The 16,170-nt window shown below is 68.2% G+C and carries 14 protein-coding genes; 9 read left to right on the top strand and 5 right to left on the bottom strand.

Annotation, left to right across the window (positions count from 1 at the left end):
* Nucleotide 1: 1 nt before the first annotated feature.
* The 3 genes from IPG50_34035 to IPG50_34025 all read left to right on the top strand — a co-directional run bounded on the left by IPG50_34035 (nt 2) and on the right by IPG50_34025 (nt 3,600).
* Entirely contained in the window at nt 2–1,447 is a 1,446-nt protein-coding gene (locus tag IPG50_34035) for a HAMP domain-containing histidine kinase (protein MBK6697172.1), read from the top strand.
* 97 nt (nt 1,448–1,544) lie between these two features.
* On the top strand, nt 1,545–2,183 hold the full coding sequence (locus tag IPG50_34030; GenBank protein ID MBK6697171.1) for a hypothetical protein: 639 nt from the start codon (nt 1,545–1,547) through the stop codon (nt 2,181–2,183).
* 253 nt (nt 2,184–2,436) lie between these two features.
* On the top strand, nt 2,437–3,600 hold the full coding sequence (locus tag IPG50_34025; protein ID MBK6697170.1) for a metallophosphoesterase: 1,164 nt from the start codon (nt 2,437–2,439) through the stop codon (nt 3,598–3,600).
* Between the two features lie 656 nt (nt 3,601–4,256).
* Here IPG50_34025 and IPG50_34020 read toward each other — a convergent pair.
* Nucleotides 4,257–5,768 carry a hypothetical protein gene (locus IPG50_34020; GenBank protein ID MBK6697169.1) on the bottom strand — a complete coding sequence of 504 codons (1,512 nt, stop codon included), beginning with the start codon at nt 5,766–5,768 and terminating at the stop codon, nt 4,257–4,259.
* A gap of 219 nt (nt 5,769–5,987) precedes the next feature.
* On the opposite strand from IPG50_34020, the gene IPG50_34015 reads away from it, so the two are divergent.
* Both IPG50_34015 and IPG50_34010 read left to right on the top strand, forming a co-directional pair.
* Complete coding sequence (locus IPG50_34015) at nt 5,988–7,517, top strand: ankyrin repeat domain-containing protein (protein ID MBK6697168.1); 1,530 nt, start codon at nt 5,988–5,990, stop codon at nt 7,515–7,517.
* Entirely contained in the window at nt 7,514–8,395 is an 882-nt protein-coding gene (locus IPG50_34010; GenBank protein ID MBK6697167.1) for a hypothetical protein, read from the top strand. The genes IPG50_34015 and IPG50_34010 overlap by 4 nt, the downstream gene beginning before the upstream one ends.
* A gap of 16 nt (nt 8,396–8,411) precedes the next feature.
* Here IPG50_34010 and IPG50_34005 read toward each other — a convergent pair whose 3' ends face one another.
* Entirely contained in the window at nt 8,412–8,957 is a 546-nt protein-coding gene (locus IPG50_34005; protein ID MBK6697166.1) for an NUDIX domain-containing protein, read from the bottom strand.
* 111 nt (nt 8,958–9,068) lie between these two features.
* Between IPG50_34005 and IPG50_34000 the strand changes: the two genes are divergently transcribed.
* On the top strand, nt 9,069–9,410 hold the full coding sequence (locus IPG50_34000; GenBank protein MBK6697165.1) for a hypothetical protein: 342 nt from the start codon (nt 9,069–9,071) through the stop codon (nt 9,408–9,410).
* Nucleotides 9,411–9,534: 124 nt separating this feature from the next.
* Here IPG50_34000 and IPG50_33995 read toward each other — a convergent pair whose 3' ends face one another.
* A complete protein-coding gene (locus IPG50_33995; GenBank protein MBK6697164.1) occupies nt 9,535–10,449 on the bottom strand; it encodes a crotonase/enoyl-CoA hydratase family protein in 915 nt (304 codons plus the stop codon).
* Between the two features lie 350 nt (nt 10,450–10,799).
* Between IPG50_33995 and IPG50_33990 the strand changes: the two genes are divergently transcribed.
* The 3 genes from IPG50_33990 (at nt 10,800) to IPG50_33980 (ending at nt 14,145) form a co-directional block, all read left to right on the top strand.
* A complete protein-coding gene (locus tag IPG50_33990) occupies nt 10,800–12,311 on the top strand; it encodes a hypothetical protein (GenBank protein ID MBK6697163.1) in 1,512 nt (503 codons plus the stop codon).
* A 151-nt stretch (nt 12,312–12,462) separates the two neighbouring features.
* Complete coding sequence (locus tag IPG50_33985; GenBank protein ID MBK6697162.1) at nt 12,463–13,374, top strand: hypothetical protein; 912 nt, start codon at nt 12,463–12,465, stop codon at nt 13,372–13,374.
* A gap of 132 nt (nt 13,375–13,506) precedes the next feature.
* A complete protein-coding gene (locus tag IPG50_33980) occupies nt 13,507–14,145 on the top strand; it encodes a hypothetical protein (GenBank protein ID MBK6697161.1) in 639 nt (212 codons plus the stop codon).
* Nucleotides 14,146–14,167: 22 nt separating this feature from the next.
* On the opposite strand, the gene IPG50_33975 is transcribed toward IPG50_33980, so the two are convergent.
* Both IPG50_33975 and IPG50_33970 read right to left on the bottom strand, forming a co-directional pair.
* Nucleotides 14,168–15,175 (bottom strand): hypothetical protein, encoded by a 1,008-nt coding sequence (locus tag IPG50_33975; GenBank protein MBK6697160.1) that lies wholly within the window; start codon nt 15,173–15,175, stop codon nt 14,168–14,170.
* 76 nt (nt 15,176–15,251) lie between these two features.
* On the bottom strand, nt 15,252–16,133 hold the full coding sequence (locus IPG50_33970; GenBank protein ID MBK6697159.1) for a hypothetical protein: 882 nt from the start codon (nt 16,131–16,133) through the stop codon (nt 15,252–15,254).
* Nucleotides 16,134–16,170: the final 37 nt, after the last annotated feature.

Below are 16,170 nucleotides of genomic sequence, written 5' to 3'. Positions count from 1 at the left end.
GATGGAGCGAGCCTTCGAGCCGGCCCAGGCGCTGCATCGACGCTGGTCCCTTCGCCTCCGGGTTGCGGTGGCCATCATGCTCGCGGCCCTGGCGCCGCTCCTCTTGGTCTTTCTGTGGAGCCAGCTCGATCGGAACGTCCCCGGTCGCATGTGGGCAGAGACCCGTGAGGCAGCCCGCGCCGGCGCGGCGAGCGCCACCGGAGGCGACGTCGCGCTCGAAGGCGTCGCGCGTGCCCATCGCGTCCGGCTGCGCGTCATCGACGAGCGCGGCGAGGTCGTCTTCGAGCATGACGCCGACGATCCCAACGACCGCTTTGGCCGCTTCGAAGAGCTGCTCATCGGCGCCAGCGCACGAACGCTCCGAGAGGTCGACGAGACGCTCGGCCCGCTCGCCGATCGCAGCTCCGCAAGGGGCGCTCGGAGCCACGGCGCCTACGTGGCCTGCGACACGTTGCCGCTTCTGTATTGCGAGGCGGCGATGTCCACGAGCGGGGGTCTCGTCGTCCACGCGCAACGGAGCTCACGGCGCGCGGTGCAAGCCGTCTACGCGCTGCGCGCGCAGCTGCTGCGACTGGCGGTCTTCACCGTACCGCTAGCGCTCGCCATCGCCCTCACCACGGCTCGACGCATCGTCCGGCCCGTCGAGCACTTGCGTCGCCAAGCGCTCGTGTTGGCGAGCGGGGCGAGCCCCAGCGCGGCCCTCGACCCAGAACGAAGCGACGAGGTCGGCGCGCTTGCCCAAGCGTTCAACGTGCTCCTCGACGCGCTGCAGAAGAAACGGATCGAGAACGAGGCCTTCGTCGCCGACCTCGTGCACGAGATGAAAAATCCCGTCGCGGCCGTGAGCGCCGCCGCCGAGGCGCTCGCCGCCGGCGGCGTGGACGAAGCGCGGGCGCTGCGCCTCGGACGGGTCCTAGGCGACAGCTCGGCGAAGCTCGACCGGCTCGTGTCGCAGTTTCTCGACCTCGCGCGCGCTGACGCGGGCATGCCCAGCGAGGAGCGCTCGTCGGTCGAGCTCCGCGCGCTCCTCGATGGGCTCGCGGCCCGCACGCGCGACGACCCCAACTTCGGCGACGTACGCGTCACTCTCACCGGCGCCGCTGCGCCGCTCCGCGTGCGCGGCGTCTCGCATCGCCTCGACGCGCTCTTTCGTGAGCTCTTCGACAACGGCGCTTCGTTCGCCGGGCCCCGAGGCGAGCTCGACGTGACCGTCGCGCGCGACGCAACGGGAGGCGTCGTCGTCTCGTTTCACGACTCGGGGCCGGGGATCGCCGAAGCCGATCTCGCGCGGGTCTTCGACCGCTTCTTCACGACGCGGGGAGAGCGTCGGGGTACCGGTCTTGGGCTCGCGCTCGTGCGCGCCGTGGCCAGAGCCCACGGCGGCGACGTCGAGGTGCGCTCCGACCGCGGCGCCACGTTCACCGTACGACTGCCCCTCGAGGGCTGACAGGACGAGCCGCGATTCACGCCGGATTCACAGCGAATTGTCAGCGTTTTCACGCGCCTTTCGCCTCGCGTCGAAGCGACCGCCGCATGCTCTGGGCATGCAAGTCTTCCCTCGTCTCCTCGACCTCGTAAGCCCCACACGCACCGACGACTCGGCGGCCAACATGTCGCGCACCGAACGGGCGTTCTTTGCAGCCGTCGCCCTGCTCGTCTCGGTCGCCCTCGGCGCCCTCTGGGGAGTTGCCGCCGGCAGTCACGACCACCACCTCGCCCTCGACAACATCGGCAAGGTGCCGGTGCTCGTGGTCGGTTCGTCGCTCGTCGCCTTGCCGGTGGCGCTCTTCGTCTTCCGACTCCTCGCCCGCGGCGGCCGCGCCTCCGACCTCATGCTCGCGCACGCCGTCGGCGTCTTCGCGGGCTGCCTCGTGCTCGCGCTGCTCTCGCCGCTCGTGGCGCTCTACCAGTTCTCGAGCTCCTTCGCTGGCGTGCCGGTTGCCCTCGGCTCGGCGGTGCTCAGCGTCGTCGTCGCGGTCGGCGTCGTCGTGCGCGTCTTGCGCAAGCTCGCGCCAGAAGGTTCGGCAGCCCTCTACGCTCCGCCCGTTGCCTTGGCGCTCGTGCTCCAGCTGGCGGCGCTCGCGCAAATCGCATCGATCGCCACGCCGGTCTTCCCGACCCGTACCCCCATGGGACGCGGCGTCGACGGCCTGGTGCAACACGCGGAGCCCGAACAGCGGTGAACGTGAAGAGCCTTGCACCGCTAACCACCTTGATGAGGTTCGCTCGATGAGCCCCTTCAGCGTCGCCGGGGCCATCGTCGTCTTGGTGCTCTTCGCGTTGGCGGGTCTCGCGAGTCGCCTATGGCTGCGCCTCGACGACGAGAACTCGGCGCGAAAGGACGAGGGTTGACATGTTGCCGGCCCTCCCGCTGTCCACCTCGACGTGGCTCTTCGTTGTCGCCTCGCTCTTGTCGGCGCTCCTCGTGCACCGGGGATGCCGGCAGGCATCGCGCGCCGCGCCGCGGTTCGCGTGGCCCTGCCCCTCTGGACCATCGGCGGCCTCGGGCACGTCGCCTGGGGTGTCGGCCCCCTTCTCGCGCACTACCCGACGAGCTACTGGGGCGCCACGACCGGCTCGGTGACGCTCGTTCTGCTCACCGCGCTCACGATCGGTCTCGCCATCTCGGCGGTCCTCTCACGGGTCCTTGAGCGGACCTTGCCAGGCTGGTCGGAGGCCTCGTCGGAGACGGCAGAGCCGCTCCCGTCGCAAGCCTCGGTTGCGATGGTCCTCCCAAACGATCGGGGGCTTCTCGGGCGGCGCGCGATCCTGAAGGCTGCCGCGGTGACGCCGCCGCTGTTCACCTTGGGCGCTGGTACGGCGGGGTTTTGCACCGCATTCACACCGTCGAAGGTCGCCACGCGGGTGCTGACCTTCGAGTCGTTGCCGAAGCCGCTCGATGGGTTACGAATCTTGCAGCTCAGCGATGCGCACCTCGGCTTCGGACGGCAGCTCGACGACGTGGAGCGGATGCTCCGAGCGCTCGAGGGAGCATCCGAGCGGCCCGACCTCATCGTGCTCACCGGCGACATCGCCGAGCGGGTCTCGCTCCTGCCCGACGCCCTTCGTCTCGTCGCTGGGCTTAAGCCTCGTTGCGGTGTGCTCGCTGCGCTGGGCAACCACGAGCACCTTCAGGGCGTGCGCGCCGCGCGCCGCGCCTTCGACGGGAGCGACGTGCGACTGCTGGTCGACGAAGGGGTGCACGTCGGCGTCGACGGAGCCGAGCTCTTCGTCGCCGGCATCGACGACCCGGTGATCGTGCACACGGACATTCGACCGAGACTCGTGGCGCCCCTCGAGCGCGCGCTCGGGAGTTCGCACGCGGGAGCGTTTCGTGTGCTGCTCTCGCACCGACCGGAGGCCTTCGACCTCTCGGCGGAGCGCGGTGTCGAGCTCACCCTCTCGGGCCACACGCACGGGGGCCAAATCGGCTTCGCCGGCAAGAGCGCCTTCGAGCCGCTGTACCGGGACGGCTACCTCTGGGGTCGGTACCAGCGAGGCCGCTCGCGCCTCTACACGACCAGCGGCTTTGGCGCGTGGTTTCCCTTCCGGCTCGGGTGCCCGTCGGAAGCGCCGCTCATCGTGCTGAGGTCCGCGTAGCAAACGCGCGACGGGGCGCTCGCGGTATGACGTCCAGCGAATCGCGCCCAGCGCTGGATCCGTGGGCTGTTCCACGGGAGGATGCCGAGGTGTTCTGCCCCCGGTGCGCCCAGCCCATGACGCTCCCGGAGTCGCCCGCCGGGCCAACATACAAGTGCCTGCCCAGTGACACGCAGCTGACCCGCTCCTTGCACGACCAGATGAGCGAGGTCTTCGTCGTCAGAAACCGCCGCGGCGAACGGAACAGTGGTTCGAGCGGGCGGTGGTCCTGTCCCAGGTGCGGCGCACTCGTTGGAGCGGTCACGGTCGTTCATGAGGGACGCGGCGGGTACGTCGAAGTCGACGGACGTCGTTACGTCATCGAGCACGTCGAGGGCGGCCACTTCTGCATCCACTTTCCCTCTGGCCATCGCACGCGAAGGCGCGCCTCGGACCTAGAAGCACTCGAGGCTCTCTGCAGGCGCGAGCCCGAGAAGTGGTCGATCGAGCGTCGCGACCGCGTTCGAAGCCCAAGGCCGCGCTCGCGAAGCCACGACTGACGCTCAACCACGCGGGCCGCACATCCCTCGTCCCTATGGCCTTGCGGCCTCGGGCTTCGCACGACGCTCGCGACGGCGCGACGCCGTGTCGAACCTCGCGGCGGAAGTGGCCCGGCCTCAGCGGACGCGGACGCGAGCGCCCTCTGCCATGGCGAAGGCGCGCGCGGCCCGCTCCTTCTGCTGGATACGCTCGTGGAACCGCAGCAGGCGCTGCGCGCTGCGCCCCTCGCTCGCACCGACGAGCGGGAGCTCGGCCTCGAACGTCGTCTCCTTCGGTCGCGTTTCGGGCGTGAGGCGACCGTAGTGCACGTAGCCGTCGTAGGACTCGGCCCGCGTACCGCCACCTTCCGGGTCGCTCTCGCGCCCCAGCGGGTTCGCGGCGCAGGTTGCGCTCGGGCGGATCGTCGACATGAACGACGGCTGCGCCGGCGCGTGGCCCAGCGCGGCGACGAGTGAGAGAGGCTCAGCGGGCAAGTCGACTTCCTCTCCGTACCAGATGACGCTGCCGTCGCCGTAGGCCGGTGCGACGGAGAAGACCTTGCCGCGTGTCGGAGCGTAGTCCTTCGCCATGCGGCTTCCGGCCGAGAAGGAATCCTTGCGCGTGTGTGCCGCGCCCATGTGCAGCAGCATGCGGTCCGAGGCGGAGGCCATCTTCGATTTCAGGTTGTAATAGATGACCGGCTCGCGGCGCTCGAACCAGAGCGTCGGATCGCTGACGTCGTCGTAGGTCACGGTCGACGCCCAGAGCGCGTGCGTCATGGCCACGAGCCGCTCGCAGGCCTCCGACGTGAGCTCGCTGCAGATCTCATCCTTCTTCGCCATGATGTGATCGAAGTACCCGTTCGCGGCGTCGATGTCGCTCGGCGACGCGGGAACGCTCGCTCCTTGCGGGAGTGTCGCCAGCACGAGGCTCTTCTTCGTCGTGAGCTGCGCCGCGACGCCTTCGATGGCGAGGACCGCGCTTCGCGGCTCGGTCGGAATGTCGACAGCGGCGATCGTCAGCGTGGCGCCGTTGGCCACCAGCTCTCTCGCCGCGCGGGTGAGGCGGGCGCCGAAGAAGTTTGGGGCCACCTGGTCGACGAGCATCCGCGCCAACGTGTCGTCCTTCCCGTCGACGTAGCGCTGAAGCGAGGCTTCGTAGTCCATCGGCAACTCGTAGGCGACGACGCTGACCCGGCCGGCCGCTGCGAGGGTCCGGAGAAGGACCTCACTGACGATGCCGATCTCGTTCGAGCCGTGCACTTCGCCGACCATGACGATGCGCGCGTCGTCGGAGAGCTCCAAGAGCGGCTGAAGGTCCCAGACGGCGGCGTCGCCTTCGTTGCAACGAATCGGAATCGCGTCAGCCTGGTAGAAGGCCTTGACCGCGGACGAGGTCTTCGGCTCGGGCCCAACGGGGTTGCACGTGCGGACGTCCAGTGGGGGCGTGCACCGCGCCGTCTTTTTCGGCGCCGGCGGCGCCGGTGGGGTGGTTGCCGCAGGGGCCGGCGCGATCGTCGTCGCCGTTGGTGGCACAACCTGCGTCGTCGGGTCCACCGTGGCACCGCATGCGGCCAGCCATGCAGGCGTCACAAGGAAGGCGAAGGAGCGCGCCAGGAACGGCAACCGCAATGACAAGCTGAGCTTCATGGGGCGCCGCTAACGCAAGGGGCGTTCCAACGCGCTGGCGCCTGCGATGTGGAGCCTCGACCACGTCCTGCCGAGGTGGGCCCACCACCGCGCCGTTAGCGCGCTGACGGTCCGCGTTCGCAACACGGGCTCGCGGCGACGTTCACCCGGACGCTCGCGGCGCCGGTCGCCGCTTGGCGCGCGGGGCGATCAGGCGCAAACTCCTCCGCCTTCGTGCCCATGACCCAGCCCGACAAGCTACGCGAGGTCTTCGAGAAGCTGCATCAGCCCGCGGCGATGGAGTCGCGGCTCGAGGAGCGACACGAGACGCTTCTCATCTGGGCCGTTAGCGAGGGGTACCACGACATCGCGGTGACCTTGATCGAGGCGGGCGCCGGGCTCAACGCGCAAAACTCCGACGGGAACACGGCGCTCCTTCGCGCCGCGTGCGAGAACCGCGCGGAGCTCGCGAGCGTGCTCATCAAGGTCGGCGCCAAGCTCGACGTGCAGAACAACGACGGGTACTCGGCGCTCATCCTCGCCAAGCGCCGCGACAACAAGGCGATCGTGGACAGCCTGCTCGCCGCGGGCGCGGACACCATGCTGAGAACACGCGCCGGCGCGACGTTCGAGAACCCTGGCCACTCCCCCAAGACTTCGATCAAGGGCCACCGCAACCCCGTCCTCGAAGAGCAGATCATCGACGCGATCGCGAGGTGCCGTGACGGCCGAATGGCGGGCCGGCAGCTCGAGAAGTACGTCAACCTGAACCCCGAGGATCGATTCGTCGCGACGTCGACGCTCCGGGGCGCCTACGTGCGGTATCCCGCATCACAAAATCCGTCGACGCCCAACTATGTGACCCTCGAAAACGGGATGGAGCTCGGCATCGTGTCGAGCGCCGTGCCCGAGATCGCGCGGGCCATCTCGTCGATGCTCAGCCGCTCGCTCGAGGACGCGCGAAACGATCAAAAGGGCCACCTACCGCCGGCCGTCGTCCGGCGCGTGCAGCTCGAGATCATCTCGCCCTACGGTGTGGCGCACATCTGGGGCGTCACCGGTCACCGCTTCGTCCTCTCGCGCCGCGTGAGCGGCGATCGAAGCGAGCTTCTGGCAACCATCCTCGTGGGCCGGAGCAAGGACACGGTGTTCTTCTTCACCGGGCGCTACAACAACCTCCGCCACTCGACCATCGCCGAGACGGTCGACTTCGATCAGCTCGACCGCGACGACCCCGCGCACAAGTGGTTCGACCGGTTCGCTTTCCCCGACGTCGCGCGCTTCAAGCCCAAGGGCTACCACCACATCGCGAACTTCGTCGTGTCCAAGGAAGAGCGCGGGCACAAGCTCGCCAACTTCTTCCTCGACAAGATCGTGGAGACGTACGCCCGCGATCACCTCGAAAAGCACGGACGCACGGCGGCGCACTCGCAGCACCTCTTGTGCGGTCAGGGCCTCTGGCAAATCGGTGATCCGCCGTGGCTCCCGCGAATGGAGAAGCTCGGCTTCCGGAGGCGCTGGGGCGCGGAGAGCTTCTTCCTCGAGCACGACTGGGCCCCGCTGCCCGCGATCGTCGATCGCGAGACAGGCGCGCCCATCTCCAACGTCGCCTACAACAAGTCGTACGGGCTCCCCGAGAGGTACGTGACTGGGGCGCCGACGGGCGACGCCTCGCAGTACCTGCTCGATCGCGTGCCCGAAGTGATCCGGCTCTCGCAAGATCCGCGAGCCAAGCTTCAATACTTCCAGGCCATGTTCGACTTCGTATGAACCTCACCTACCTCAAGCAAGAGCACTCCCAGAGCTCCCAGGACATCGCGCCGTTCACCGGCGAGGGCGCGTATCACGGCTCGACGCGCAAGCGCGCGCCCCGCGCCGCGGGCAGGCCGCCGCCGCCCGTCGTCCCCGAGATGCACGCCACCACGATGGACGCGTACCCGGTCGACGGCTCGCGACCGATCGCTGACTTCGAGGCCCACTTCCCGAACCTCTACAAGGTCGAGCGCGAGCTGCCTGTGCCCAGCCAGGAGGAGGTCCGCGCCGATGGCGTCACCTTCTGCTGGTGTCCCATCGACGAGGCGCTCGAGGTCGCCGGGCCTTTGACCCGGCGCGTGCTCGAAGAGATGAAGCGCCTCGTGGTGGGCGACAAGCGCTACGTCTACGTCGACTCGAAGATTCAGTACTTCGAGCCGGGTGATTTGCCCGTCGACAGCGAGCACTGGCACGTCGACGGCAGCATCGTGGTGCGCGGCTCCGCGGTGGAGGCGTTCGGCCACAACCTCTTGCACGATATGAAGGCGCGGCTCGCGAGCGGCGTCGTGCCGCCGCGGTACCTCGCGTATCAGTCGTCGGATCATTGCGCGACGGTGTTCGCGAGCACGCCGCTCACCGTGACGTTGCCCGAGCTCATTGCCAACTTCGACGGCCTCGACGCGCTCATTCGCAAGCTCGCGCCGCCGTGTGTGGCCCAGCCTGCGGCCTCGATCGTGCGCACCGATGGTCTCTCGCTGCATCGCGCCGACGCCGCCACGGGCGCCGGATGGCGGCTCTGGATCCGCGCCGTCGAGACGGATCGCGAGGTGCAGCTCGATTCCTCGATCATCGAGTGTTACGGCACCGTGTTCCGACGAGGAGCGACGGCGAAGTAGGCCCAACCAGCGCCGCTCAGAGCGAGCGGTAATCGTGCGGGCCGCTCGCGCCGCGCGAGGCGAAGAACCGGCGCGCCGCCTGAACGTGCAGCGGGAAGGCGAAGACCTCGTCGAGCCCGTCGGGGCCGAAGACCGCTCCGCGCTCGGGTGTCTCCGTGTTCTTCAGGAACGCGGGGAGCGAGGCGGCCGCTTGGGCGTCGGCGGCGGAGAAGAGCAACACGCGGTTGGGGCGCGGCTCGGTGGACGTGAACCACAGAGGAACGAGGCGCTCAGGCGCGACGATGACGGCGGTCTCCTCGCGCACCTCGCGCGCCCCGCCTTCGGCCCACGTCTCGTGATCCTCGAGGAAGCCGCCGACGAGCGCGAGCTTCCCTTCGCCCGGCGGAATGCCGCGACGGACGACGAGCAAACCGGTTCGGTCGCCCGCGATGATTGGAACGAGCACGACCGATACCGGGATCGGGTTGGCCCAGATCTGCGTCTTGCACTGCGCGCACGTTCGCGGATAGGCGAGCGGCGGCGGGAACGCAGTCCCACACGAATGGCAAAAGGCGTCGCGCACGTCGCGATCTTACGGCCCAACGCGTGCCCGCCCAAGGACTTCGCGAGACCGTCGCCGTCGGTGCACGCCGCACAGTCACGGTCCGCGGTACGCGTCCCTGGGACCGCTGCCATGACTGGCAGCATGCCGTTCGGCACATTCTTCGTGACAGAATGCGCCGCAGCTCGAGCAAGCCACAAGATCACGATCGATCACGATCCGCTGCGTGCAACCCGGGCACTCGCCGCCTACGCGTTGGACGTGGGATTCTCTCGTCCACCGTGGATCGGTGCTCGGCGGCACTTGGCCGATGCGCGCGGCGACCGGTTCTCCACCCGCCAAGCGCAAGAACCCGACCACGATGAGCGAAAGAACGATCCCGAGAACAGCGAGCGTGACCGGCCAGAAGGCAATCAGCACGATGAGCCAGCTGTCTCCAAAGTCCGCGGCAAGCGCCATCGCGCCGATGGTTAGCAGCGCGGCCGCGAAGCGCCAATGTTGGCCTGCAGGTGCGTGCGGCGCTCAAGCCCGAGGGACGAGGTGCTGTCCCCGTCGACGCGAACCTACGACGTGCCGGACAAGCGATCCATCTATCACCTCAGCCGCGGTTCGTGCTGCGGCCGTGATCTCCGAAGGGCTCGTCGCGTGCGCGCACCGCTTCCTTGAAGCCGTGGGTCATCGACGCCTGCGCGAACGCATAGCCCTCCGGCGTGTGGCGCGCGATGCCGTCCATCAGGGTCCCGAGCAGTTGGGTGCCCGCCACCGGCGTTCCCAGCAGCGTCGCGTTGAGCAGTTGCTTGTGCAGGATCAGCTGGTTCAACGGCACCCGCGCGACCCGCTCGAGGAGCGCCTCGAAGCGTGCGTCCAACGCGGCGATCGGCGCGGCTTCGCACGCCAAGCCCCACTCGACGGCCTCGGTGCCCGAGATCGAATCGCCGGTGAGGAGCAGGCGCTTGGCGCGAGTCATCCCTATCCGCTGCGCCCAGAGCGCCGTGGTGGGCACGCCCCACACGCGCGCCGGCGGGTAGCCGATCTTCGCGCGGTCTTCGACGACCAAGAGATCCGAGCAGAGGGCCATGTCGGTGCCGCCGGCGACGCAAAATCCGTGCACCTTACACACCACCGGCTTGTCGGCGTGCAAGAGCGACATGAAGCCGCGCACGTTGCGGCTCATCATCTGCCAGTCGACGACGGGATCCCAGGTGCGGCTCGGATCGTGGTTCTGCGCGATAACCGCGGGATCGATCGGTGAGCCTGGCGCGACCGGCTCGAGGTCACCCGGCGCGACGTTCTGCTCGGCGCTCCACACGAGATCGTAGCCACCGCAAAAGCCGGTGCCGTTGCCCGACAGCGCGATCACGTGAACCGAAGGATCGAGGCACGCGCGCTCGACGCACTGGGCGATCTCCCGCGGCATCTCCGGAGTGATCCCGTTGCCTCGTGCGGGCCGGTTCAGGGTGAGCCGAGCGATGCGCCCGGTGGTCTCGTAGGTGAGCGTCCTCAGGGTTTCCATGCGAGGCATCCTCGCACGGCAGGGGATTGGAGGGCGCCGTGGACGAGACGAGTCATCGCCGCTGGCGGACGCGAGAAGCACGACCTCGCGGTCCGCAGCGGCACCGGGGACGGAGGACGAGACTCGTCACGTCCTCTTCGGGCAGGGAGCCCGAGATGCCCCTCCCCCGGTCTCATGCCTCGCGCAGGCTCACTGGTGTGACGCCGTAGACGCTTCGCGCACAGCGGCCGTGGACGTCGCCCGCGCGGGCCCGGCGCAAGCGTGATCCAGCGTGGCGCGCACCTCGCCGTTTCTGCGCCCGGGCTTCACGGGCAGACGATGGGTGGCCCTGCGTTTGCTGAGAGGCGACCATGGTGAATCGTCTAGGGCTCGCGAGAGCGAAACGCGCAGCGGGCTCCGTCGCGTCGAGTGCTCTCTTGATGGCGGCGTCTTGCGCGTGGGTCGCGTGTGGCAGCGCCGACACCGTGGCCTCGCAGCGCGCCAGCAGCCACGGCGGCGCGGGGGGCGCCGTTGACGCGAACGCAGCTAACGCGAGCAGTGCGGCGAACGCAGCGGACGGCGGTGGTGGCACCGGCCCCGACGCGACCGCTTCCAACGCGCTTTCGAGCGCCGCACGAATCGAGATCTTTGACCCGATCTTTCCGACGGTCCCCGCAGGCCCAGGAAGCGCGCCCTACGCCTCCGACGGCGACGTCTACATCGCGACGACACTCGCCGAGAACGGCGCGGCGATCACGTCCCTCATTCGTGGCGGCTACGAGTACGTCTTGAACGAGCCGCCCGACTACCCGAACCACATCCGCGGAGCTTCGTTCCAGGCGACGTTCTTCTTCGATTCGCCGCTCGATGCCTCTGGCACGTATCGGACCTACTACAACGACTGCAACAACCCGCTCGAGACGGGCGGCGTCGCCGACACGACGACGTCCAACGGTGGGCTCACGAGTCCCACGAACCTGATGAGCCCTCGCCCGGGCGTACTTCAGAGCGCCGCGCAGCTCGCCTACTACGTCGACCCGGCTGGCCCCACCGATTGGTGGGAGCCGACCAACACCGCGGTGTCGGGGACGAGCCCAACCTGCCTCGTCGGCAAGATCAACAACCCGAAGTTCTCGTCCCACAACAATGCGGCGACCTCCAGCGTGTTCCTCGGAAAAACGATGACCATCGGCGACGTCGGAACCGAGGCGGTTCCCCTTCGAATTCCGGGCGTCGTGGCCATCGCCATGGTGATGGCGACGTCGAAGGCGTACTCGTTCTCGGCCCTCTACCCAGCGTTTGCCGCGTACCCCCACAACGCGGACCCGGGGTCACTCTCGCAGAAGAAGCGCTACGACCCTCGCTCGAAGAGCCTCGTCGACAGCGCCGAGACGTATGCGAAGAACCCGGTGGTCGCGTTCTCGCCGAACCACGCACACGCCCTCGCGGTCTACACGCCTCAAATCGCGCTTCAGGGCGAGGGCACCGACACGCAGAACGGGTACCTCCACGTTGGCTTCAACGGCATGGACACGCTGATGCCTTCGCTGCGGGTCGCGAACCTCCCGGCGGGGACCTACAAGTTCAAGTCGTATTACGTGGTCGGCACGCTTGAGCAAGTGACGGGCGCGCTCGACGCTCTCCACGGCGCGTTCAAGGTCCTCGATGCGCGCGTGTTCGACTGGTCGTATTACGTCACGAACAACGGGCTTGGGGGCATGCTCGAAGACCAGGCTCGGCTTCACTGGCTCACCACCGGGCTCGCGGAAGGACGGCAAGCGATCGCGTCCTTCTCCATCAAGTCGCATCTCGCGGCGAGTCCTGCGCTCGCGGCCAAGTTTGGAACGAGCTACTACGCCGCGCTACTCGACTATCTGCAGTAGGCGCTGAGGCTGCCGGGGGCGGGTGCGAGGCGCGCGGAACTTCTCGTCCGCGAGGTTCGGATCGTCCTCGATGGGCCCCGTCGGCTGCGGTCTTCCGCGCGCGTCGTCGACGTGCCTTGCGGGCGCGTGTTCTGTGGCCTAAGCGTCACCCATGAGCGGCCGAGTTTCGTTCAACGACACCGTCACGACCATGGCCCAGCGCATCGAAGCGCTGCGCTCACGAGACCCGTGGCATCAGATCTGGGCCGCCGAAGATCTGGCAAACGTCAACAATGCCAGCGTGACGAGCGCGCTCACTGCGGCGCTCAACGAGCTTTCACTCGAGGACGGCGAGCTCCCCTTCGCTCGGGCACTCATCGCAGCCCTGGCCGAGCGTGACAATGACGATGCGATCCGCGCCGTCGTCCGCGCGCTGCGCGAGACGCTTGGGGATGACACGGTGCCGACGGCGGCCTGCGCGTCGCTTGCCCAGATGCGCGCCCGCTCCGCACTTCCCGCCCTCCAGCAGATCTTCGAGAGCGCTGAGGGTGAAGACCACGCCGATGAATTGTCCGAAGCGATCGCCGCGATCGCCGGCACCGACGCGGTGCCCTTCTTCCAAAGAGCCTTGCAGCTCGACAGCGCGAGGGCCGGAGCGGCCGCGAACGCGCTCGGTCAGCTCGGCGACACGTCGGCGATCGCTCGACTCGAAGAGCTTGCGAACGGTGACGACGACAGGCTCGTCGTCATGGTGCTCTCCTTCGCCTCAACGCGCCGGACGCAGGGCGACTCGCGTTGGCGGCGCTCGATCGCTTCACGCACTTTGGGTCGAGGATGGCCGTGGCGGGGGCGCTCGGAGCGAGCGGGCCGATCGGAGACGCGACCGAGTCCCCCTGCTTCCAGGGTTGGGCGGCGCTCGCCCTGCAGCGCCTCGGCAGGGCGCGATCCAACGGCTCACCGGCACGGAACGCTTTTCGGATTGCCGGACCTGGCGAGAACAGCACGTGTGACCGTTGCGTCGGGTCGCGACGTGACCACCACGGATGCGTATCCCTTGCTGAACGCTCAGGCCAATGTCCCGTGACATTCGCCATGGGACACGCACGCGTTCGCGTATTGCCGGGCAAATTCAGGAGCGTCGCGAACCGGAGATCAAGGGCTTCGGGCGGCGCGCCGGGTCACCCTCGATGGCACGGCGCCTGCACGATGAGACGCCATGCTTCCCGCATGTGCGCCTCCTCACATCCACGGTGTCACGGCAGAGGACCTCGCCGACGACTGCCGCCGCGCGGTGATTGCCTTTTGCCGAGGCGTCTCTGGGGGCTGGACGAAGCGTGAGCTGGCCGAGTGGCTCGCAGGGCCGTACGCCGCCATCGCGCACCTCACGTCGAGCGAAGACACGCCGCCACCGCCATCGGTGAGGCCCCCGTCGAGTCAAAGGCACGAGACGCCGGTCCCAGGCTTGGCCGACGGGCGCATCATGAGCCTCTTGGATCCGGCGTGGCAGGACGCGATCTCATGCATCGAGGCCTGCGCCAACGGAAGCGAACACCTGTTCGTCGACGAAGCCGCCGAGTGGGGCACGCTGGCGCGCGTCGTCGACGACGACGGCGTCATGCTCTTCGCCCCGGTGCACCGCAGCGGACTTTCGCTCGCGCAGCGCGTTCAATCGCTGGTGCTTTGCGACTACCTGCTGCGCCCCGAGGACTACCGCGGCGAGCTGCAGGTCTGCTCGCACTGCAGCGTCGTGCTGCTCGGCGACGCCGATCGCCGCCGCGGCCAGTGCGCCGATCATCAACGACGCAGCGACATCGTCACGTTGGGGTTCGCGCCGCTCGAGGCGGAAGAGGGGTGAGGGCCTAGGTTGTCACGTCCTCTCAGAACGACCCCGAACCGCCGCTCCCGCACGACTTGCAGTCCGCGTCGTTGGGGCGCTCACCGCAATCCATCGGGCAGTACTGCACGCGGTTGAAGACGTAGGGCTTGCCGCTGTCGCCGATTTCGTCGCAGAGGACGCTCTTCCCAACGACGCTCATCTCGCCGTAGACGGGAGCGCCGGCGAGCATCTTGTCGACGCACGCCGAGTCGTTGCTCACCCACGACGGGAGCTTCGGGAAGGCTTGGGGCTTGTCGGCCTCGAGGTAGTCGTCCTCGGTGCACACCGTCATCAGCGAGCAGTCGCTCGCCTTGGGGTTCTTCACGTCGCCTTGTTTGATCGAATAACAAAGCTTGAAGTGCCCGGCGCAGTCGGTCGTGAGCGTGTCGCCGGTCCACGGCGCGGCGGGCTTCGTGTTGGGCGGCACGGTGCCCGTCTCGCAGGAGGCCGAGGTCGCGTAGCTGCCACTCGAGCCCTGCACGAAACACGGACGAAGATCGTCGATCTTCCACGTGCCGGCAGAGAAGCACTTGCACGCGTCTTTGCCCTTGGTGGCGCTCTTCTCGGGAAGGACGAAGCCTTCGCACTTGCCCCAGACCTTGCCGAGCTCACCTTGCGCGATGCACTTGGTCTTGCCGTCTTTGCAGGCACCGAGGCCGCGGTTCACGCGTTTGCCCGGCCAGCACGACGCTTCCTCTCCGAGCTTCTTGCACGCGCAGCCCTCGCGGTTCTTGTCGTCGGGGCACTCGGGCGTTCCACCCGGGGGCTCGGGCGCGGGACCGCCATTTTTTGGTCCGCACCATTGCGGCGGCGGATCGTCAGCCCAAATCTCGTCGGGCGTGTACGTCTCGACCTTGGGGCTCCCGGAATCGGCGAACGTCGGCTCGGTGCCTTCGCCCGATTGTTTCGCGGTGGCGCCGCCTACGTCACGCGAGGCAGAGCTGCACGCCACGACAGACGGGCCGATGAGCAAGAGACCGAACGCGACCGTAAGGATGGGAGTACGCACGCCGCAATGTACGAGCGGCGCGCCCCCACCCTTCCCCCGCTTGCGCTGCGCCGGCGTGGCGCCGGCGTTGTGAGGCCTATTCGGAGTAGCCGCTCATGAAGCCCCAGGCCTGGTTGTGCTCGTCGACCACAATCAGGAAGTTGCGGCTGTAGCCGTCACCACGACCGGAAAACGCGTAGCGCTTCTTGATGCCTGCGCCGCGAAGCGCGGTCTTGATGGGGGCGAACTCGCGCGCGTTGTCGGCCGCGGAGCTCTCGTCGGCTGTCGCGAAAGCGTCGATGGCGTCGAAGGCAGAGGCGGCGTAGGGCACGCGGATGTCGGCCATCTTGCGGAGCTGCGCGAGGTTGGGCTCGCTCGGAAACGCGACCGGGAGAACAAGCTCGTTGTCGAGGTTTGACGACTCGGTGGTCGCCCTCCACGCGGCGCGAATGGCGTCGAAGTCGATGCCCGCAGGCTTTTCGGCGCGAGAGAACGCGTTCTCTTCTTCGGCGCGCTTGCACGCGTCGTACACGAAGAGGCCAACGTCGCCGCCGCTGTCGCACTTAACGATGCCGCGCGTCGCTTTTTCGCTGATGGCTGGGCGCGCCACGTCGTCGAGCTTGCCGAGAATGGACGACGGCGCGACGGAGGACTGCGTCTTCAAGATGGCGTCGATGATCTCGCCGAGCGCCATGTACGACGTCGAGCCGACGGTCGTGAACGCGGTGCGATTGGCCGACGTGATCCGCGACATTTGCGGGTGCGCCGCCCGTACCGCATCGAGGTGCTCGGTCAGCATCGCGCGACCGGCGTCGACGACCTCGTCGACGCTCGCGTTCGCCAAGCGCTTCCCTGCGGAGGCGCGCAGCTCGTCTTGCGAAACGTCTTGCGAAGCCGGCGCGACATCGTCGGCCGCGCCGCTGCAACCGGTGACCAAGAGTGCTGCGCCAAGAGCCACGAGAGCCGCATGAGCCTTCATTGGAGATCTCCTTCGCGACATCCCACCGTGTCGCACA

This window comes from Myxococcales bacterium (genome assembly GCA_016703425.1).
In the GTDB taxonomy this organism is placed as follows: domain Bacteria; phylum Myxococcota_A; class Polyangia; order Polyangiales; family Polyangiaceae; genus JADJCA01.
The sequence above is the reverse complement of the archived record's forward strand: the minus strand, read 5'-3'. Positions and strand labels throughout refer to the sequence as shown.